Origin of the sequence: Lentibacillus halodurans, assembly GCF_900112045.1 — a bacterium.
GTDB lineage: Bacteria > Bacillota > Bacilli > Bacillales > Amphibacillaceae > Lentibacillus > Lentibacillus halodurans.
Genome location: NZ_FOJW01000003.1, coordinates 193,777 through 215,026, shown reverse-complemented (window position 1 = coordinate 215,026; position 21,250 = coordinate 193,777). Strand labels below are relative to the sequence as shown.

General features: G+C 41.6%; 22 protein-coding genes. 3 read left to right on the top strand and 19 right to left on the bottom strand.

Going from position 1 to position 21,250, the window contains the following annotated elements; all coding sequences use genetic code 11:
* Positions 1 to 10: 10 nt before the first annotated feature.
* From BM195_RS05410 to BM195_RS05375, 8 genes are read right to left on the bottom strand one after another with little or no spacing between them, the layout of a single operon-like run.
* Entirely contained in the window at positions 11 to 1,348 is a 1,338-nt protein-coding gene (locus BM195_RS05410; protein WP_090234741.1) for a hypothetical protein, read from the bottom strand.
* A gap of 27 nt (positions 1,349 to 1,375) precedes the next feature.
* Complete coding sequence (locus BM195_RS05405) at positions 1,376 to 2,791, bottom strand: VWA domain-containing protein (RefSeq protein ID WP_090234738.1); 1,416 nt, start codon at positions 2,789 to 2,791, stop codon at positions 1,376 to 1,378.
* Between the two features lie 55 nt (positions 2,792 to 2,846).
* The gene (locus BM195_RS05400) at positions 2,847 to 3,056 is read right to left on the bottom strand and encodes a hypothetical protein (protein ID WP_090234734.1); all 210 of its coding nucleotides are present in this window, start codon (positions 3,054 to 3,056) and stop codon (positions 2,847 to 2,849) included.
* Positions 3,057 to 3,078: 22 nt separating this feature from the next.
* Entirely contained in the window at positions 3,079 to 4,014 is a 936-nt protein-coding gene (locus BM195_RS05395) for a type II secretion system F family protein (RefSeq protein ID WP_090234730.1), read from the bottom strand.
* A 3-nt stretch (positions 4,015 to 4,017) separates the two neighbouring features.
* The gene (locus BM195_RS05390) at positions 4,018 to 4,947 is read right to left on the bottom strand and encodes a type II secretion system F family protein (protein ID WP_090234726.1); all 930 of its coding nucleotides are present in this window, start codon (positions 4,945 to 4,947) and stop codon (positions 4,018 to 4,020) included.
* Positions 4,919 to 6,289 carry a TadA family conjugal transfer-associated ATPase gene (locus BM195_RS05385; protein ID WP_170848161.1) on the bottom strand — a complete coding sequence of 457 codons (1,371 nt, stop codon included), beginning with the start codon at positions 6,287 to 6,289 and terminating at the stop codon, positions 4,919 to 4,921. The genes BM195_RS05390 and BM195_RS05385 overlap by 29 nt, the downstream gene beginning before the upstream one ends.
* Positions 6,290 to 6,307: 18 nt before the next feature.
* The gene (locus BM195_RS05380) at positions 6,308 to 7,438 is read right to left on the bottom strand and encodes a CpaE/TadZ family protein (protein ID WP_090234721.1); all 1,131 of its coding nucleotides are present in this window, start codon (positions 7,436 to 7,438) and stop codon (positions 6,308 to 6,310) included.
* Positions 7,439 to 7,467: 29 nt separating this feature from the next.
* Positions 7,468 to 8,208 (bottom strand): flagella basal body P-ring formation protein FlgA, encoded by a 741-nt coding sequence (locus tag BM195_RS05375; RefSeq protein WP_090234717.1) that lies wholly within the window; start codon positions 8,206 to 8,208, stop codon positions 7,468 to 7,470.
* A 362-nt stretch (positions 8,209 to 8,570) separates the two neighbouring features.
* On the opposite strand from BM195_RS05375, the gene BM195_RS05370 reads away from it, so the two are divergent.
* A complete protein-coding gene (locus tag BM195_RS05370) occupies positions 8,571 to 8,849 on the top strand; it encodes a hypothetical protein (protein WP_090234714.1) in 279 nt (92 codons plus the stop codon).
* 23 nt (positions 8,850 to 8,872) lie between these two features.
* Here the strand turns inward: BM195_RS05370 and BM195_RS05365 are convergent, their stop codons facing one another.
* Complete coding sequence (locus tag BM195_RS05365; protein WP_090234711.1) at positions 8,873 to 9,148, bottom strand: YutD family protein; 276 nt, start codon at positions 9,146 to 9,148, stop codon at positions 8,873 to 8,875.
* A 138-nt stretch (positions 9,149 to 9,286) separates the two neighbouring features.
* Between BM195_RS05365 and BM195_RS05360 the strand changes: the two genes are divergently transcribed.
* Both BM195_RS05360 and BM195_RS05355 read left to right on the top strand, forming a co-directional pair.
* A complete protein-coding gene (locus BM195_RS05360) occupies positions 9,287 to 9,880 on the top strand; it encodes a YhcN/YlaJ family sporulation lipoprotein (RefSeq protein WP_090234709.1) in 594 nt (197 codons plus the stop codon).
* A gap of 56 nt (positions 9,881 to 9,936) precedes the next feature.
* Complete coding sequence (locus BM195_RS05355; protein WP_090234986.1) at positions 9,937 to 10,890, top strand: M23 family metallopeptidase; 954 nt, start codon at positions 9,937 to 9,939, stop codon at positions 10,888 to 10,890.
* 175 nt (positions 10,891 to 11,065) lie between these two features.
* Here BM195_RS05355 and BM195_RS18050 read toward each other — a convergent pair whose 3' ends face one another.
* The 10 genes from BM195_RS18050 to sufD form a co-directional block, all read right to left on the bottom strand.
* On the bottom strand, positions 11,066 to 11,173 hold the full coding sequence (locus tag BM195_RS18050; protein ID WP_139223973.1) for a MetS family NSS transporter small subunit: 108 nt from the start codon (positions 11,171 to 11,173) through the stop codon (positions 11,066 to 11,068).
* Positions 11,174 to 12,712 (bottom strand): sodium-dependent transporter, encoded by a 1,539-nt coding sequence (locus BM195_RS05350; protein ID WP_090234706.1) that lies wholly within the window; start codon positions 12,710 to 12,712, stop codon positions 11,174 to 11,176.
* Between the two features lie 420 nt (positions 12,713 to 13,132).
* On the bottom strand, positions 13,133 to 13,930 hold the full coding sequence (gene yunB, locus BM195_RS05345) for a sporulation protein YunB (RefSeq protein WP_244535671.1): 798 nt from the start codon (positions 13,928 to 13,930) through the stop codon (positions 13,133 to 13,135).
* Positions 13,931 to 14,065: 135 nt separating this feature from the next.
* Complete coding sequence (locus BM195_RS05340; RefSeq protein WP_090234702.1) at positions 14,066 to 14,368, bottom strand: YunC family protein; 303 nt, start codon at positions 14,366 to 14,368, stop codon at positions 14,066 to 14,068.
* Positions 14,369 to 14,433: 65 nt separating this feature from the next.
* A complete protein-coding gene (locus tag BM195_RS05335; RefSeq protein WP_090234698.1) occupies positions 14,434 to 15,834 on the bottom strand; it encodes a bifunctional metallophosphatase/5'-nucleotidase in 1,401 nt (466 codons plus the stop codon).
* An 11-nt stretch (positions 15,835 to 15,845) separates the two neighbouring features.
* Positions 15,846 to 16,619: a sulfite exporter TauE/SafE family protein gene (locus BM195_RS05330; RefSeq protein ID WP_244535670.1), complete on the bottom strand. Its 774-nt coding sequence runs from the start codon at positions 16,617 to 16,619 to the stop codon at positions 15,846 to 15,848.
* Positions 16,620 to 16,852: 233 nt separating this feature from the next.
* On the bottom strand, positions 16,853 to 18,250 hold the full coding sequence (gene sufB, locus BM195_RS05325) for a Fe-S cluster assembly protein SufB (protein ID WP_090234692.1): 1,398 nt from the start codon (positions 18,248 to 18,250) through the stop codon (positions 16,853 to 16,855).
* 37 nt (positions 18,251 to 18,287) lie between these two features.
* The gene (gene sufU / locus BM195_RS05320) at positions 18,288 to 18,722 is read right to left on the bottom strand and encodes a Fe-S cluster assembly sulfur transfer protein SufU (RefSeq protein WP_090234689.1); all 435 of its coding nucleotides are present in this window, start codon (positions 18,720 to 18,722) and stop codon (positions 18,288 to 18,290) included.
* The gene (locus BM195_RS05315) at positions 18,712 to 19,932 is read right to left on the bottom strand and encodes a cysteine desulfurase (protein ID WP_090234685.1); all 1,221 of its coding nucleotides are present in this window, start codon (positions 19,930 to 19,932) and stop codon (positions 18,712 to 18,714) included. Before BM195_RS05315 ends, sufU begins: the two co-directional genes overlap by 11 nt.
* Positions 19,932 to 21,242 (bottom strand): Fe-S cluster assembly protein SufD, encoded by a 1,311-nt coding sequence (gene sufD, locus BM195_RS05310; RefSeq protein WP_090234678.1) that lies wholly within the window; start codon positions 21,240 to 21,242, stop codon positions 19,932 to 19,934. Before sufD ends, BM195_RS05315 begins: the two co-directional genes overlap by 1 nt.
* Between the last annotated feature and the right edge of the window lie 8 nt (positions 21,243 to 21,250).

The window sequence follows — 21,250 nt, the reverse complement described above, 5'->3', positions numbered from 1 at the left end:
CTCATTTCTGTTAACTAAATAAACCTGTCACAGCGTCCCAGCCTTTTTTAGCAACATTTTTCGTTCCTTCCCAGACTTTTTTACCTGTATCTTTGATGGAATTCCAGTTGTTAGCAACCGTTTTTGTAAGTTTTGAGGCTCCCCAAAGGACAGCTCCACCAACTACCATTACTCCTCCAGCAACTCTTGCACCTGGTAGGGGGACAGCAGAGGTAACAACGCCGGCACTCATAAGTGTATTACCTGCACTTTCTCCTACATCAGCCGCTACGGCAGTTTTTTCTGCCCCACTTGCATTACTGTCCATCACTTCAGAAGCACTTTGCCATTTATTAAAAGTCTCAACTCCTGAATACGCCGTACCTACTGCTGCAGTGGCTACATTAAACTTAGATAATGCTTTTTCAACTCCTCCCGGTTTAGAAAGTTTTGTGGACTTTGAACCAGTGGATATATCTCTTCCACCTGGTGTTGAGGTTTTCCTGAAGTCTTTTGCATCTCTAACTTTTTTATATCCTTTAACGCCATCATTAATTTTTGTACCTGCATCTAATCCATCTGTAAATGTATTATCCACCCCGGCCAATTTTAGCCCATTTGCAAGGATGCCACCGTATGTACTAAATGCAGTTGAGCCAAAACCTGAACCTAATCTCCCGACATCCTGGTATCGTTGATGTCTTAAACCAGCTTCTATAAAGGAAGCAGTACCACCCATTACATCAACAACACCAAACTTTGTTATCTCTGCTTTCGTTCCATTTCCATTGGTGCCATTACCATTTGTTCCTTGGCCATTCGTATCGTTTCCATTAAAACCGTTCTGAGACCATGGACTGCCGTCATAAGGACTTCCTTGATAGCCATCCTGTGACCAAGGATTACCGGAGTAACTATCACCTTGAAATTCATCTTGCATCCATGGACTGCCATTCGTTCTATCTCCATTGAATCCATCCCGGTTCCATGGATCTCCGGTTGTACCATCCCCATTAAATCCGGGTTGAGCCCACGGATTGCCGGAATACCCATCCTCAGACCAGTCATCCGCATACCAGCCCTCTAAATACCAAGGGATATGGGACCAATCAACACTCCCATCAGCACCATTTCCAACTGAAGGCCCTTCAGTTCCTTCACCTTCCCAGGAATCACCTTGCCATGTATTGCCATCCCATTCCAGGTTAGACCCATCCCATGGTGAACCATCCCAGGATTCTCCTTCCCATGACTCACCAGTCCATGAACTTACAGCAAATACCGTAGGGGTCAATACTGGAAAAAAGGTAATTAAGAGTACGGTAGCTAGTAATAAGCTTTTTCTTAACCATTTACCAATTTTTATCACCCTTTTCAAATTTTCTTATACGGAGTGTTAATTCTGAGTTTGCTGATTGTATCTTTCTTTGATTGATTGTTTCATTTCTTCTACTTTCTCTGCGCTAATATCATTCAATTGTTCTTCAACTTCAGCCTTTGATTCCTTTATTAACTCACGATCTTCATCTCTCATGGATCTAATCTCACTTTTTTGTTGGCTATTTATTATATCTGCATTTTGGAGCATGTTCACCAAACGTGAAATATTATTGGATTGTAAAGTATCTTTTTGCCCCCAATCATTAGTAACACTTAAAATATCAAAATTGTTGGTAACTTTGGCATGCTCAGCATCATCTAATGCGTCTTCTTTCCAATCCTCCCAAGCTTCTAATACTTCCTCTGCCCTGTTGAACTCCTCTTCTAGTTCATCCTGATTGTTGGCTGTTGCAAAAATACCATCTGACACATCTGCCATCTCTTTCAGTTGTTCCTGAGCATCAGAGTCGACATTGAAGCCAATAATATTCATGATGGGTTGTGCGTTTGAATCGGATAGTGATTTAGCAACTTCAACAGGATCGCCATCACATGTTTCGATCCCATCACTGACAACATAAATAAGGTTCGTATTCTTTTCAGCATCAAATTCTGAAAGCGAATTCTCTGCTTCTTTCAGTACATCAGCCAATGGCGTCCAGCCTGCCGGTTCTATTTTGTCCAGTTCTTGCTGAAACTCATCTTCTTCATATGGAGCGTAACCGTAAACTTGCTCAATAGCTCCACAAGACATCTCTTTATCACTATCAGAACCGGTTCCTTTATGCCCGTAAATCCGAAAAGACACATTTGCTTCCTCGGGTACCTGCTTCATAAAGTCATTAATGGATTCCTTGGCAATCTGCATCATTGTTTTATCGCCAATATAGTTGCCCATGCTTCCACTGGCATCAAGTAATACTTCAACGTTGTAATTTTCTTTGAAGTGATAGCGTGCATCTGGTAAATCAGGGTTACCAAAGGATCCAAACTCCCATTTTTTTATAGTGTCCTGAGGATCAGGAAAATCTTCAGCAACCAGCGAATATATATACTGATAATATGCATTCAACTGCTCTTCATTGGCATCTTCAGGTAGCGAATCAAGTTTAAAAAGATCTTCCTTAACATCATCCACAACACTTTCATCTCTTACATCAATTCCTGCATAAGGTCCTGCAGCTTGATTTATAAAACCTGCTGTATCGTTTGGTACTTCAGGTACATCTTTTAAGAAACTCAAATTTTGATTATCTTCTACTTTATTCTCTTGAATCGAACTAGGGTCATCCGAGTTCTTTTTTTCATTATCAGCCTCTGCTGTATCTTCTTCATTTTGAATTGAATCTTGATCCGGATCCTCTTCACCCGTACACCCGATCAATAGTACTGTCAAGAACATTATAGAGCTTATTAACAACTTATATCTCATAAAGAACTCTCCTGTAACTTTTCATTATGGAATGTTTTAATACGAACCGTTTTTATTACCCGCCAATGTTATCGATAAATTCCTCAAATTTTTCTTTAACTGTATCTCCCAAACTATCATCAAATGCATTAGAAATGATCCCTACAATAATTACAATCACGGCCGCAATGCCCAACCACTCCAAAGTCTGTGAACCTCTTTCATCATTTTTCATAGCCTCCACATTGTTAATAGCTTTTGCATACAATCCTTTAATAAAGTTCATACTGAAACTCCTCCTTTAAAATTTAAAACATATTAAAAATGTTATTTTCTCCCATCAACATATTCATGATCATCAATCCAGCAATCATCAATATGGACACGGGTGCAATCAAAAATGTTGTGACCAGCGTAACTTTTGGCGAAGCTTTTGCTGCCAATTCCTTCACTTGCTCTTGACGTATTTCGCGCAACTCTTCAGCTTGGATTTGAAATGTCTTCGCTATCGGTATTCCGAGATCCATCCCTTGTATTAGTGCCTTTATCAGTGACTGGAATTCTTGGTTTTCATTTCTTTTCAAGAGTTCACGATAGGCTTTTTCCCGGGGAACTCCAAGATCAATTTCCTGATTGAAACGCGAGAACTCTTCACGGATCGGACCATCGAAATATCGAATCACCTCCCTTAAAGCATTATCCAGACTCACACCAGCTTGCAGGCTGGTACTGACAGTGTCCATAAAATCTGGCAATTTAGATCTGATTTGCTGCTGTCTTTTCTTGACCTCCCTCCTTATCAATACAATGGGTATGAAATAACCAATAATTGGGTTAAATACAAGCATATATTGTGAGAACGGAAGCCCCATGATAATGGCCAGGATACCGGTGAAAAATCCAACAATCAGCAAAAATATTTTCAGACCCTGGAACCGGGCAACCGTCAACTTCAAGGGATTCCCAGATTTTTTGAGCCATTCTTCAACCATGTGGTTTTCACTGAAGAAATTGATACGCTGCCCCAAATCAGTGAAATCATCAGCATATTTCGTGACACGGCTGAAGATTTGAGCACGTCTGTTTTTCTTTTTTTCCTTTTTTTCAAACGGGTCAACATGGCTAACATCTGATACATGCCCTAACATATCACGCTTCTCGCTCAAAAAGGACCAAAAATGTTTCAAGCAAAGCAATATGCAGAACCAGAAAGCAATAGTTGATAAAATAATTAATGCATCCATAAGCTACACCTTAATATTTGTAATTTTACGTATGAGAAAAAATGATAAAACAATAGCTGTTATAAATATAATTAAAATAACCAATCCAAAACCTGACCATAAAGGTTCAATAAATCCATCTATCACATTATTCATCACAAGCAGCAAAAATACAGGTAACGCTGGTACAATAAACGATATATATTTTTGTTCGGATGTCATTGTTTTAATAATCTGGTTTAGTACTTTTCTGTCTTCAAACGTATTTGCCATAGTATCCAGAGTCAGTGCCAAATTCCCGCCTGTTTTTTTCTGAATAAGCAACGTAGCAATAAACAAGTTAAAATCGCGTGATGTATTTCGTTTTTGGACAGACCGAAATGCCGATTCTAAATTAACTCCGAGCTTCAGTTCATTGGAGATTCGTTTAAATTCCTCTCCTGCAGGGGCAGCAACTTCTCGGGCAACAATATCGATTCCCTGGTTGATTGTTAAACCTGATCTGGCTGCACTGCCAAGGATCCGGCAAACTTCACTCAATTGATCATTAAAACGCAGTTCATAGCTATTTTTCCGAAAATAGAATAATAGATAGTTAGATACAAATAACAATAATATCGGTAAAGCTATACTCAGCGGTAACGGCATTCCAAAAATGGAATAAAACATAACGAATAATACAAGGTACCCTACAATTAAGATCCCCAGATATTCCGATGGCAGTAATTTGAGATTCGCATGATGCAGTTTATTTCTTAATTTCTCCGAAGACTCCTTTTCATCAAATCGGTCTCCCCATTTACTGATAAGACTTTTGCGTTCTTCTTCTGGAAACCATTCTTCCACCTTTTGCTTCCATTCTTTCTTCTGGGATCTGTATCCAAGAAAGTAATAGACAAATAACAGAAACGACAAAACTCCTAAACTATAAAGTATAGATACTGCCAGATTCATAGCTGCTTCCCTCCCTCGGTTCAAACAGCTCTTTATCCAAATCAATACCGAATACCTCTAAATGCGGCAAACATTTTGGAATAACGCCTGTTGGGGTAAAATATCCCCTGACATTACCTTCACCATCGACACCAGTACGCTGAAACCGGAAGATGTCTCTAACCTCAATCCGGTTTTCCCCTGTTTTTTCCACTTCAGATATATTCGTGATTTTTCGTGTTCCATCCGTCAGGCGCTGTACTTGCACAATATAGTCAAGTGCACCGGCGATATAGTCGCGTATCACGTGTGTAGGCAAATCCATTCCGGCCATGACAACCATTCCTTCAACACGATTAATCGCATCAAACGGTGTATTCGCGTGAACAGTTGTCAGCGAGCCTTCGTGACCTGTGTTCATGGCCTGAAGCATATCGAACGCTTCTGCCCCGCGTACTTCCCCGACAAGAATACGGTCGGGGCGCATACGGAGGGAATTTTTCACTAACTGTCTGATGGTCACCTCACCACTGCCTTCCACGTTAGGCGGCCGAGCTTCCATGCCAACGACATTCGGCCGATCGAACTTTAATTCAGCTGAATCCTCAATCGTGACAACACGTTCACCATTGGGAATTGATTTGGCCAGTGCATTCAGCAATGTTGTTTTCCCGCTGCCGGTACCGCCAGAAATAAGCAAACTCAATTTTGTTTCCACCAACGCTTGCATGAAGGTAGACATTGCATTTGTAAAGGTACCAATATCCTTTAAATCATCCATCATAAATGGAGTCTTTCGGAATTTCCGAATTGAGAGAAGTGTTCCTCCCAGACTTATAGGTTCAATAACAGCGTTAACACGGCTACCGTCTGGCAAACGAGCATCAACCATCGGAGAACTTTCGTCGATCCTTCTTCCAAGTGGGGCTACAACTCTGTCTACGATATGCTTAACATGTGCCTCGTCCTTGAATGATATATTAATTCTCTCAAGATTGCCATTTCTTTCAACATAAACTTCTTTCGGATTATTCACCAATATTTCCGTGACTGAATCGTCTTTCAGCAATGGTTCCAATGGGCCGAAGCCAACACTCTCATCAATTAACATGGTTAGCATTCGTTCTTTATCCTGTCTTGGGATAACCACTTTTTCCTCAGACATGAACTGATTGATAAATCGTTCAATCTTCAACCGTTTATCAGAATCATCCAGACTAGTTATCTGATCCAGATTCACTTCAGTCAACAGCCTGGATTTATAATGTTCAACCAGTTCATCCAAATATCCGGAATTGGAAACAAACCCGGCATCTATGTCGTTTTCTGACTGTACTTTTGCATTTCTTTGAAAAAGAGACACGATACCACCACCATTTGATTATTTCAACATTGAATGAACCCATTTATGAATATCTTTGGAAAATGGGTGCAGCTTCTTTTCCCGGGGTTCTTTCCTTATTGGCTCACCCTGATTAATATATGCTTGAACATTCTTGATATCCTTCCTGATTTCTGAAGCTACCGGATAAGTTGAAAAGCGTTCTAAGTCTTTTTTGGTCAGTTCATTATCCTTTCCTTTAAAATTAATGACAAACTCTAAGCGATCCTGTGTGATAACACCCAATCGTTGGAATAGGTTTTCGACACTTTTCAGCACACGGATAGCAACCGTATCAAGATTCATCGTGTAGTAAACCCGATTGGCTTCTTCCAGAACAGTTACTGTTCTTTCATCCATCCAGACTGGTAAATCTACTACAATAAAATCATAATGCCGTTTACTGGCCCGAAGAAGTTTAACAACAAAGTCATCTGTTATTTTCTCGGCCAATTCAGCATCCATTGGACTTACAAGCACATGTAAATCCGAATGCTCCTCCTTTTCTGATACATTGCGGATATGGTGTTCACCAAGTTCATCCATAACAGGCAATAAATCGATTATCGAGCGATTACTGTCAATTCCAAGGAATGTTTCAGCCCCCCCATAATGCAAATTCAAATCAATATATAGTACTTTGGCAGTCGATTCCAGTTTCAATGTCTGCGCAAATGTCGTGCTGATTAAGGATTTGCCAGTACCCCCGCTTCCGCTGTAAAAAGCGAAAATCTTTCCACCACCACGTCTAAAACTTGTTTCAGATACTTTTTCGTTTTTCGTACTGACTTCTTCTGCCAAAGCTTCCAGACGTTCCATAAAAATCAGTTCTTCACCGGGAAGCACGTAAAAGTCTGTTATCCCCAATTGGTTCAAGCTTCTCAGCAGATTAAAGTTTTCTTCATCACTCAAGCAAATAATCCATGAATCAGGATGTTCGGATAAAACCATTTGTGCATCATCTGTGGCAGTCTCTCCGTTATTCATAATCAGAATTATTGGCGCATCTACCTTTTTCACATCAGTGGCACCATGAAAATTCAACTGAAACGATTCATTTACTTGTTCCTTTAATGTCACTGCCAAGTCTTCATTTTCCCCTATTACATAAATATCGTTGACTTTACTCATTCGGTTCCTCCAAGTGCATTACTGTAATATTAATCATTATTCTCATTACTATCATTCGATTGTTCGGATTCTTCTTCCTCATTTCCGGACTCACCATTAGTTGAATTTTTGTCCTCGGAAGTCTCTGTTCCCTGTTCTGTTTCTTCCCGCCGTTGATCTTCTGCTACATTTGCTTTAACAACACGTAAGCTGTCTGCATAATTTTGCATATGTATAAGTTCTGAAACTCTTTCATATGGAATTTCCAGTTGAACACCTGAAAACTCCCCTTCTTCGTTATGCGCTACCCTTGCTACCTTTATATCCTCCATAAAAACTTCCGTAAGCGGCTCTTCTTCAAAACTATGTGAAACAATGATATCTGCACGATCCAATGCAATCATTTCCTCATCAAATGATACTTTTTCCGATCTCAACATCGATACAAGCCGGTTGTTAGCTTCTGTTACGGCTGAAGCTTCTTTTAAAATGTTTCTGGTTATGATATCACCATCTGACAATGGTACAACGGAAACTTTGTTTACCAGCTCTTCAACATCTGTAATATGTTCATCACGAAGATATTGCTGTGGTATTTCATCAGTTGTTACATCATCAGGCGTTACGACTTTTCTTGATGGAATTTCTTTATCGGCCGTGTAAATCGTTACCATTGTTCCCAAATCTGTATTTAGTGCCTGAACTTTTTTTAATACCAGGAAACCGGAAACTGCAGCCAATAAAATCGCCAATAAAAAAAATATAATTGCTCTCCGCTTCGATTCCAGCATTTACGGTGAACCCTCTTTCTTTATGCAGTTAATATTTTAGTGGGGATAAATCTGTCACTATCATCGCAAAAATGGAGAATATGTCAATTTTGTGATAGAAAACAGTAACTTTATAATAGGCCATCTGATCTATATAACCACATATAATATAGAGAAATTAATTTCAAACAAGTCATTGTTCGAGGGGCATAAGACCCATATAATTGGCAATAATTAGTAACATATATTACAGTTCATAGATATAACGATTCATTTTTTGAAATATTTTACATTTATTTTGAATTCAGACTAAATTTTACATATTTTGGAATTGTAATTTCTACAAAATGAGAGAAAATAACTAGCAGGAAAGGGTGAAAGCAATGTCCAGGGAAAAAAAATACAGCAATTTCTCAAATGTTACAAACCAGCAAAATCTAATTCCTGAAGAATTTCCGGAAGGGCCGTTCGGGTCGGAAATAAATGATGAAGAACTAAAAGGAAGCAAATCAACCCCATGGCGAGAGGGACAAAAGCGGGAAAGTGCATTCGTATTTCCTAATAAAGCGCTTCATGACGACTTGCCGAGACAGGCGCCTGGAGCACATCCGATTCACGATGAACCAGGTAATACACATTCAGAGAAAGAAGAAGAGCAGTAGTCCTTAGCTGAACTACTGCTCTCTTATTGATCTACTTTCTTTATAATGAAATAGGCACAACCAAAATTGCAATACTCATATAAATAATCATCCAATGTGCTTATTTTTGTATCAAAACCAGCTCTTGGGTTTTGATCATCATAAAATCCTTTGAGTCGCAGCTGATCATATCCCCAATCACCGACAATAAAATCATATTTAGACAAAATATCGGAAAATCGTTCTTTTACATGTTCTTCATGAAAGCCATTTTTTTCATTTTCAATAACCTCGTATGTTTTTCCCTGTACTTCGATCATGACATCACCCCATTACACCATAAGTTTATCATAGTTCGACAGGATCCAACCAATATTTTTGACAAAATTGCTGTATGAATTTGGTGGCGTGCAGCAAACTAAGGCGGGAAGAAATCTTGATGTATGAGGAGGACAGTCATGAACAGGAAATTACTTTTTTTAAGCTCATTGCTGATAGTCATCATACTTGCAGGATGCGGCGGTGCAGACAATGCAGCAGATGACGAGCGCCAGCAGCCTGAGGAGCGCAATCAAATCGTTGATGAACTGAATCCCGAACAGGAAATCACACCATCCAACCCTTCCGGAGATGATAAACTGGGTTTTGTGCATTATACAAGAGAACAAATTAATAGTGAAAATGAAGAAGAGCATACCGTGAATATTGACAGAACCAGCCTGGCTAATATGATCACACGCATTATTTTACGCAATGACGGCTTTGATGAAGCAGCAACACTTGTTACAGATGACAAAGCACTCATCGCTTACGGTAAAACAGATGATTTGGAAGCGGATAAAGGTGCGGACATTGCCAAAAAGACTGCCGTTTCCATTTTGCCGGGATACTTTGACGTATATGTATCGGAAAATGAAGCACTGATACAGGACATCCAAAGTTTACACAACTCCAGCATACAGGATGATAACTACGATAATACGATCAACCAGATCATTGACAGAATGCAGCAGTCACCACAGGGAACGGAAGATAGCCAAATGCAGGATTAATAACTGTATTTTGTTAGTCCCATTCGTCAGGAGGTGTGACCCAATTGTTGAAAAAAATGACCGTCCTGTTGTCAGTATTCTTGATGCTCGGTATATACACATACCCTGTACATGCAGAAGACGATGAACAAGATTTACACGAAAAACGAATGGCCTTATACCAAAAAACGGAAACTTTAACCCAAATTCCGTGGTACTACATTGCAGCAATTGACCAGTATGAGCGAAATAGTTCTGAAGAAAACAAGGATGATCAACTTGTATCCATATCCATTCCTGATGAAATATGGTATGGTCTTGGAAATAGTTCAATGATCAAAGATGAAAGCATGATCCAGTTTTTTCAGGGAAAAGGAAAAGATGGTAACGGCGATCATAAAGCGGATCATGAAAATCCGGAAGATGTGCTTTACACAATGGCCAATATTTTGCTGGAATACGGCTCTTCCCGGGATGAAGTAAAAATTGCACTTTGGAATTTTTATAACCGTGATTTGACCGTCCAGACGATCATGAATACAGCAAAGGTTTTCAAAAAATTTAACCGGATAAAATTGACGGACCGGGATTTCCCCGTCGACACTAATTATAATTACAGCTACAACAACAATTGGGGAGACCGCCGTGGATTTGGAGGGTTGAGGATACATGAGGGATCAGACATCTTTGCGGATTACGGCACACCAGTAAAATCTACAACATATGGCGTCATTGAAATGAAGGGGTGGAACTTATACGGCGGCTGGCGGCTCGGCATACGTGATATCAACAATATTTATCATTATTACGCACATATGAGCGGCTATAATGATGATATTAAAATCGGCCAAGTCGTCAAGCCCGGTGATATCATCGGCAATGTTGGGTCAACTGGCTACGGCCCGCCAGGTACATCAGGTAAATTCCCGCCACATTTGCACTATGGCATGTATCAGGATAACGGATACAGTGAATGGTCATTCGATCCATACCCCTATCTACGCAGATGGGAACAGATGAAAAAAGACTAAGCTACTACTCAGATTTCAGGGAGTTTTTCCCTTCGATCGCTGCCCATTTATCTGCGAACCGATGATGACTTTTGGCTGATTAAAGAGCCTCTACCACAAAGGTAAAGGCTCTTTCAATTTAACGTCAGCCAAATCTTGCTGTGTATCCCTCACATTATGGATGGCATGTATGAAGTTAATCTCTGTTTGCACTTTTTTTCACAGCGTTCGTAATGCTTGCTGTTAATCCTCCCCAAATAATCAGCATGGAGATGATCATGAACGTAATAGCTCCTGCAGTCATTTATTTCGCCTCCCAGGAATTTTGTGATTCATTCTCATTGGCGTTCTTAGACGCTTTCCATTTTATGAGAGCCATGATAATACCAACTAATAATGCACCACCGGCAACGAACCATCCACCATACAGGATAAACGAATCCGGATATCCCTCATAGTTACCGGTTTCTGTATCAAATTGCTGAAACAGATTTTGTCTGAGTAAAATGATCATGTTATAGCCAAGTACAATCGGTGTGATCACCATCAGACTGACATTCCACCAGGGTCCGATTTTTATGTCCGAAATCTCATTGGCATGTGTTTTAAGGTCATTCAGTTTACGCAGGAACCAGGCGATCACCACGACCTCAACTAATCCGAGGGCTGCTACACCAAACTGATTGATGAAATAGTCCGCTGCATCAAGGAAATTCAATCCGCCCCTTGTTGCAAAAATTAATGAAACGATTGCCGCAAATCCACCACCGAATATAACAGCTTTTTGACGGGAAATATTAAATTTATCAGACAATCCCGCTACATACGTTTCGATGATAGAAATGAGCGATGACAACCCGGCTAAAACGAGTGATGCAAAAAACAGAAATCCAAACAATTCATTGAGTGCCGGGAATTGATTGATGATCTGCGGGAATACCACAAATGCAAGCCCTACACCACCGGCAACTACATCGTCAACTGCAACACCCTGATTCACTGCCATGAAACCAAGTACCGAGAAAACTCCGATACCACATAATAATTCAAAACTGGAATTACCAAAACCGACGATAAATGCGTTATTGGTAATGTCCGATTTCTTCGGCAGGTAGCTCGAATAGGTAATCATGATGGCAAATGCGATAGACAGACTGAAGAATATTTGTCCATAAGCGGCAACCCAGACATCAGGATTGGCGAGCGCTCCAAAATCAGGCGTAAAAAATGTATTCAGTCCTTCGAACGCTCCAGGAAGCGTAATTGCCCGGATAACAATAATAAGAAAGACAACAACCAGTGTCGGGATAAAAATCCGGTTTGCAACTTCGATTCCTTTTTTAACCCCTTTGAACAGAATACCTAAAACAACGAGCCAAACAATTATTAATGGTATAAGTACGCCAGGCACGAAGCCGTTAAACTGACCCGGATCAGCTACTTCAAGATAGTTCCCAAACAGAAAGCCTTCCGTATCTGATCCCCAGTTCAGATTGAATGAGAAAATCGAATAGGATATTGCCCAGGCAATAATGACAGAGTAATAGGTCGAAATGACGAAAGCAACCAGTACGCCCCACCAGCCTACCCATTCTGATTTCTTGTTCATCCGGCTGAATGATAATGGCGATGACCCGCGATATTTATGCCCCATGGTGAATTCCATGATCAAAATCGGGATCCCTGCTGTCAGCAGCGCAATCAGGTACGGTACCATAAATGCTCCACCGCCATTTTCAAACGCTGTCGCAGGGAAACGCCAAATATTACCCAGCCCGATTGCAGAACCTACTGCAGCTAAAATAAAACCTGCTCTTGTCCCCCATTGAGACCGTGTTTCCAATACCAAAACCTCCCCATAGTCTTTCGAATTGTTTGTTTTTTTCTGATATTTACGTATGTTATTATACCGGTACTTTATTCCTATGTCAAAGATATATTAAAATTTTTCTGTATTTAATTTAATCCCGCATATAACTAGCAGTAAGACCCCTAGTTGTATTCAGCAGCGAAATGCATGCAGCTATAGAGAGCTACTGCCAGGCAAACTGGCTTCTCGTCGACTTCGTAAACGTAATACACTTTCTCTTCGTGTGGTGGATATGACGCCTTGTCCTGTCGCAACGACTGTATTGGTATGTCCTTGCGCCATATATGTTCGAATAGGTACATCTGACAATCAGTAGGCAAGAATGCCCCGCACTGATTGAAAATTCACGTTACATTTACTACAACTTCCACCTTGATGACTGGTGGACGCATTTTATTCATCCTCCTCATCCGTAATATCATCTTTCGGCACCGCGATTGATGGTCCTTCACCACCTCCTTCACCGTAAAAGTCAGGAACATCTCCCATCAGTGCACCGCCGTCTATATAAATTTCTGTCGCGACAGTTGTCACATCCGTCATAAATGGGATGACAATCTGAACATCAGCTTCAACATGTACATATAAAGACACCCATGAACCGTTTAAACCGAGCGGCTCATTTTCTCGCACAATATTGGTCCGTACATTGCCGACAATTTCAAAATTAACCGGAATTCTCGGGCCGAGGTTGGCCAGAATTGAATTGCCGGTTGCCTGGCCTATCGGGATCTCGATAACAGTCGGATCTTTCTGGGGAAGGTTTTCGGTCGTATCTTCAAACTCTTCCGGTTCAAACAATGAATTTTCATAATCAGGCGGCTCACCTGTATTCATATACCGGAAATACTCCTCCACCCGGTCAGTTGCCACACGATTAATTTCACTGACAACAGCAGAGTTCCAATTATATGTTGCAACATTCCCTTCATCATCATATGTAATATTCAATAAATCATCATAATTGTAATTTTCCGCAAACCTCACAGCCGTATTGATACCGCGTGTAGCAAATTCATCTGTTCTTCTTTCGGCTATATCCATTAATGTTGGTGTAATGCCTTTGTCAATAATCTGGATACTGACAAAAACCATCAACACAAAAATAATCAATGTGATGGCAACAATACTTTGTAATGGAGGCGGTGTTTTGGATATTTTTCTTTTGTTAAATACCATGCGTTTCCTCAACGTAAAAACCCCCTTAAAACAACCTATGCTTGTTCTAAGGGGGTTAGAATGGAATATTTGATTCTGCTCCTTCTCTGTTGATATGAAGTCGCGGTTATGATGCTTCTGTCCCGATTAAAATCGTCTGGCATCTACTCAGGCGATTCGAAGCAAGGCATCCTTCCCGATCATGCCCGGTTCCCAGCCGTATTCTCTTGAAGCATCAGTGATCTTTTCGAGTGGCGCGTGCAGCAGCTGATCAATTGTCTTGACACCTGTGGCACGGCCGGCAATCACCTTTCTGTCTGCCAGAACATCATTTAACACATCGACATCCAGTGCACCACACATGATATAGCCGACTTCATTGGAAATCATCAGTAAATTTGTTTTAGGCAATTCCACCGTTACAGCAGTAAAATGCATTCCTTCCACTTCCAATGGATTCACCGTAATCATTATTCAATGCCTCCCTCACCAAGTACACGATATGTTATGCACCCAGAGAGAGAAATGTCACAAGTTCAATAATCCTCCCATTTATGCCGTAATGTATACGCCAGCAAATCGCGCAAGAATTCTGGAACAAAATAGTGCTTGACTTCAGATTTGGCGATTTCCGGAAGCAAGCGACCAAATGTAAATGTATCAGCGGTGGCCACTTTATATGTCCGATTCGGATCAAGCGGCTCGCCATGATATTGAATGGCCCTGACATATTCACTTCCATCTTCCCGGAAACATGTCTCAACTTCCATACCGGCGCAAATCATCTTGCCGAGTACTTCTCCACGGAACCCAAAGCCCTTCAATTTTAATTCCGTCAGTTCCTTGGAGACAGAAGCCCGAACCACTTCTGTCAGCTCGTTGCCATCAAGCCTCACCACACAAGGGTTAATAGGATGTGGACAAATACGATGAATTTCCCGGTAAGTAACCTGTCCTGCCGGAATTTGATCCAATAATATACCGGCGTTCAGCATGGCAACATCTGCTTCCGTCCATTCCCGCAATGTATCCGTAAGTTTTTGCATGATGTCGGTATGCTGGAACCATTTAACATGAATCGGTTTCTTCAGCTGAATAACAGACTGCCCAAGCAAGGCTTCTGCTTTTTTCGTCAAATCATGCAATGTCTGCTCCGTGTTTAAGTCCTTTGCCAATTCTGTCATATCGTAAACGGCAGCCTTCTTGTCAACGAGCTTCCTGCGCATATGATCCCACGTTAACACCACTTCACCGGCATACGCACAATGCTTGCCGGCAGCTGTGATGATCGTATTATTGACATTTTCGCCTGTCCGCAGCAAATGGTGTGTATGTCCGCCGATAATGACATCGATATCATCAAAGCGGCGGGCAATTTCCTGATCTTCACTGAGACCCAAATGTGACATTAAAATAATGATATCGGCCGCTTCCTTTAAATGGCTGATATGTTTTTCCAACGTATGAATCGGAGCGGATATATGCCAATTCAACAATTCGTAAAATGCATTAAACGGAGCGGTCAATCCGATCACACCAACCTTCACACCGTTATTCGACTGGATATGAACAGTTGTTTGAAGCCAAGCCGGTTCTGCATCCGTCAGACTATGCAGGTTGGCACAAACGACTTGGAAATCGGCTTCATCATAGAGGTGGTGAAGATCATCGTGGTCCATGGTAATTCCTTCATTATTGCCGATTGTGACCAGATCATAGCCGACATCGTTCATTAACTGGACATTGGCCTTGCCCATAAAGCCTTCAGCAATCGGATGGACCCGGTCAACATGGTCGCCAATGTCAATCAGCCAGCAAGCTTGATTCTCAGCCAGCCGTTTCTCTTTCGCTCCCTTTAAAAATCCAGCAACCTGTGGCCAGTTGTCAAAATTGCTATGTAAATCATTTGTATAGTAAAAGTAAAGCTTTTCCTGCATTGATATGCTCCTTACATCATTCCCTCTATAATCAGTCTGATTCCGATAATGATCAATAGCAGCCGCAGTATCCACTCAAGTGTATTACTTTTAACCACTTGATTGACTTTAGCTCCCAGTGTTCCACCAATCCATGCACCAATGATGAAAAGTAATATATACTCCCAGGTGATATGGCCTAAAACAATATGTGTCCCGGCACTGATAATACTGATAAATAAAATAACAAACATGGAGGTGGCTGCGGCCGTGTGAATCGATAAGCCAAAAAGAAAAATCATGGCTGGTACGATAATCGCGCCACCGCCAATACCAAACAAACCGGATATACCTCCGACAATCAATGAAACGATAAATACCGACACCACCGGATTGCTTTGCCTGGTAAATTTATGATCAGCCGGGCCCTTTCGATTAATCAGAAAAAGAAATGCCAGCACAATCATTAAAAAGCCAAAATACAGTGAAAAATGATCGGCATTCACAAATTGATTCAGCCATGCTCCCAATATGCTTCCGGGAATGCTGCCCGTTAAAAAAAGTAATCCGATTTTCACGTGAATCCGACCGGTTTTATAATAGGAAATAGTAGATGAGAAAGCCGTGAATACCATCGTAATCAATGATATCCCGACAATCACTTGTGGGGTGGCCCAGGCAAACGCATCTGTATAATGATGCAAAAATAGCATGCTCGGAATTAAAACAACACCACCGCCCAAACCGACAAGACTGCCGGTAAATGCAGCAACAAATGCTACAATGATACAAACCAGATAAATCAATATAATCCCTTCCATCATTGAATGTCCAATTTTATACTAGCACGAGTTGGATTAACATTGTATATTTTAATCTCCTTTCACTATTACTATCGTACCCAGATTTACAAAAGTGGCACGAAAAAACTTAATTTTTTTAATGCCACTTTTATTCAACAACAAACAATTGTAATAGTGAAGGTATACATGAAAAGAGCCCGCCAAGAAGCGAGCTCTTTGACTTTCAGTTTTTTCACTCAGCCGATGGAACCTTCCATTTCCATTTTAATCAGACGGTTCATTTCGACTGCGTATTCCATTGGCAGTTCTTTTGTAAATGGCTCGATGAAGCCCATGACGATCATTTCCGTTGCCTCTTCTTCACCAAGACCTCTGCTCATCAGATAGAAGAGCTGCTCTTCAGACACTTTGGAAACCTTGGCTTCATGCTCCAATGAAATGTTGTCATTGTTTATTTCATTGTACGGAATCGTATCGGATGTCGATTCACTATCCATGATTAACGTGTCACACTCTATGTTCGAACGGGCGTTGGTTGCTTTGCGTCCGAAGTGAACGATTCCACGGTAGGTCACTTTTCCGCCCTGTTTGGAAATCGATTTGGAAACGATACTGGAGGACGTGTTTGGTGCCAGATGGTGCATTTTGGCACCTGCATCCTGATGCTGTCCACGGCCCGCAATTGCGATCGATAATGTGTTGCCGCGAGCACCTTCACCTCTTAGCAGGACAGAAGGATATTTCATCGTCAGTTTGGAACCGATGTTGCCGTCAATCCATTCCATCGTAGCATTTGCGCCTGCTGTTGCACGTTTCGTAACCAGATTATAAACGTTATTGGCCCAGTTTTGGATCGTTGTATAACGGCAATAGGCATCTTTGTGGACAAAGATTTCAACGACCGCACTGTGCAATGAATTCGTTGTGTACACTGGTGCAGTACAGCCTTCCACATAATGTACGGAAGAACCTTCATCCGCAATGATCAGGGTACGTTCAAACTGTCCCATGTTTTCCGAGTTAATCCGGAAGTAGGCTTGAAGCGGTGTTTTGGCTTCGACACCTTTTGGAACATAGATGAATGAACCACCGGACCAAACTGCTGAGTTCAGAGCAGCAAATTTATTATCAGATGGCGGAATGACTTTACCGAAGTATTTTTTGAACAGTTCTTCGTTTTCTTTAAGGGCTGTGTCTGTATCTTTGAAAATGATACCCAGTTCTTCCAAGTCTTCTTTTAAGTTGTGGTAAACAACTTCAGATTCATATTGTGCCGAAACACCTGCCAAGTATTTCTGCTCAGCTTCCGGAATACCCAATTTATCAAACGTCTGTTTGATTTCATCAGGTACTTCATCCCATGTTCTGCCCTGATGCTCTGACGGTTTGACATAGTAGACAATTTCGTCAAAGTCAAGTTCGGACAGGTCTCCGCCCCATTGCGGCATTGGCTTTTTATAAAATTGTTCCAATGCTTTCAGGCGATAATCGAGCATCCATTGGGGTTCTTCTTTCATTCGTGAGATTTCTTCAACAACTTCACGTGTCAACCCTTTTCCGGAACGAAATACCGAAACGTCTTTATCATGAAAGCCATATTTGTACTCTCCCATATCTGGCATTTGTTTTGCCATGAAAATACCTCCTTAAAAGTGTTATACCATTGGCTGCTTACTCTTCTTTAACACCTTTTTCCATTGCCTTCCAAGCCAGGGTTGCACATTTGATCCGCGCCGGGAATTGGGAAACTCCCTGCAATGCTTCGACATCTCCCATATCCATGTCCGCTGTATCCACATCTTCCCCAAGCATCATTTCCGAAAAAGCTTTAGACATGTTTAATGCGTCATCAAGATTTTTTCCTTTGATGGCCTGGGTCATCATTGATGCTGACGACATGCTAATGGAGCATCCCTCACCGGTAAATTTGGCATCCTGAACAACGCCATCTTCCACCTGCAACTGAAGCTGGATCCGGTCACCGCATGTCGGATTATTCATATCAATCGTCAGCGCGTCCCCTTCAACAGAACCCTTGTTTCTCGGATTTTTATAATGATCCATGATCACCTGTCTGTACAGCGTATCAAGGTTGCTAAAAGACATCGCCAAAATACTCCTTCGTTTTCAAAAGTCCAGCAACTAACCGGTCAACGTCTTCTTCTGTGTTATACAAATAAAAGCTTGCCCGTGCTGTTGCACTTACTTCCAGCCATTTCATCAAAGGCTGTGCACAATGGTGACCAGCGCGGACGGCAATACCTTCTGCGTCGAGAACTGTAGCCGCGTCATGGGGGTGGACATCATCCAGGTTAAATGTAACCAAAGCCGCACGTTTTTCCGGTCCATAAACGCTTATACCATCTATTGTACGTAATTTTTCCATGGTATAATCAGCTAATTTCTGTTCATGTGCTGTAATATTGTCCAATCCAATTTCATTCAAAAAATCAATAGCTGCAGCCAGACCGACAGCACCAGCGATAATTGGCGTTCCACCTTCAAATTTCCACGGGAGTTCTTTCCATGTTGAATCATAAAGGTTCACCAAGTCAATCATCTCACCGCCGAATTCGACAGGTTCCATTTCTTCGAGAAGTTCCTGTTTGCCATACAATACCCCGATACCAGTCGGCGCACACATTTTATGACCAGAAAACGCATAAAAATCACAATTCAGGTCGTTGACGTCAACTTTCATATGTGGTGCACCCTGCGCGCCATCAACGACCATTACAGCGTCGTTTTCATGAGCTATATCCGTTATTTCCTTAATCGGGTTGACTGTCCCAAGCACGTTCGATACGTGCGTCATGGCGACCATTTTAGTATTTTTGGTTACCGTTTCACGGACATCATCCAATGAAACCGTGCCATCATGCTGTAATGGTATATATTTCAATGCTGCCCCGGTCGCTTTTGCCGCCTGCTGCCAGGGGATCAGATTACTGTGATGTTCCATAGGGGTAATCACAATTTCGTCCCCTTCTTTCAGCTTGGCACGTGCATAGCTGTAAGCAACCGTATTAATCGATGTTGTCGTACCACGGGTGAAAATTACCTCGGCCGTACTGTTAGCGTTTATGAATTTGCGCACTTTTTCACGGGCACCTTCATATTGATCAGTTGCCCTTGAACCTAATGTGTGGACACCGCGATGCACATTGGAGTTATTCTCCCTATAATAGGCATCAACAGCATCAATCACCTGCTGTGGCTTCTGGGATGTTGCGGATGAATCCAGGTATACCAGGGGGTGCCCATTCACTTTTTGATGTAAAATCGGAAACTGCTCCCGTATGGCTTTTACATCCATCAGTATACCTTCCTTTCAATAACCTGCCTTAGCTGCGCTTTAACGGATTCAATCGGCAGCTGGTTCACCACCGGAGCCAGGAAGCCATGAATAACAAGACGTTCAGCCTCATTTTGGGAAATGCCCCGGCTCATCAAATAATACAATTGAAGCGGATCAACACGGCCGACTGAAGCTGCGTGACCTGCTGTAACATCATCTTCATCAATCAGCAGAATCGGGTTGGCATCCCCGCGTGCTTTTTCACTTAACATCAGTACGCGTGATTCTTGTTCAGCATTCGATTTAGATGCGCCATGCTCAATTTTACCGATTCCGTTAAAAATGGACGTAGCCTTATCTTTCATGACACCGTGCTGTAAAATATGCCCTTCTGATTCTTTGCCGAAATGGACAATATTCGCTGTAAAGTTTTGTGACTGCTGACCACGGCCGACAGAAACCGTTTTGGCATTGGATACTGAATTTTCACCAACCAGATGTGTCACATTTTCGGAAACCGTGTTGCCGTCATTCATTTGTCCCAATGCCCATTCAATTCGTGCATCACGGTAGGCAACGCCACGACGGTTCATATACGTCGTTGTTCCCTCAGCAAAATTATCAACCGCCCCAAAGGAAATTTGAGCATTATTATGGGCAATCACTTCCGTCACGATATTGGCTACCGTTTCCTGCTCATGATTTTGAGAAAAGTAGTTTTCCACGTAAGTCAATGAACTGTTATCGTCCGCTACGACCAACACATGATTGAACATGGCTGTTTTCGGATCTTCCTGCCAGAAAATAACCTGGAGCGGTTCTTCCAGCTGAACATTTTTAGGAACGTATACGAAAACACCACCATTCATGAGTGCGGCGTGAAGTGCCGTGAGTCGGTGTTCATCAACAGATACGGCATCTTTCATATAGTAACGCTTTACCAAATCTTCATGTTCGCTGAGTGCAGTAAAGATGTCGGTGAAAATAACACCTTTTTCTTCAAGCTCTTTATTCAATGATGCATATGCAACCGTATGATTGCGTTGAATCAAAAGGTTTTCCTGCGTATGTTCCTCATCAAGAAAATCCTGTATGTCTTCAGGCAACTTATCCATTGAAGCAATCTTTTCGCCTTTCGCTGCATCATGTTTGAACGTACTGAAATTCCACTTGGTAATGTTCGTCTTGTCAGGTTTTGGCATTTCCAGAGAATTGGCTCGTTCTAAAGCTTGAAGGCGTAAATCTCGCATCCAATCCGGTTCATTTTTATTTTGAGAAAACTGACTCGTATATTCCTGATCGTATGGCAGTTTTGTTTCGACAGTCATATTACCCC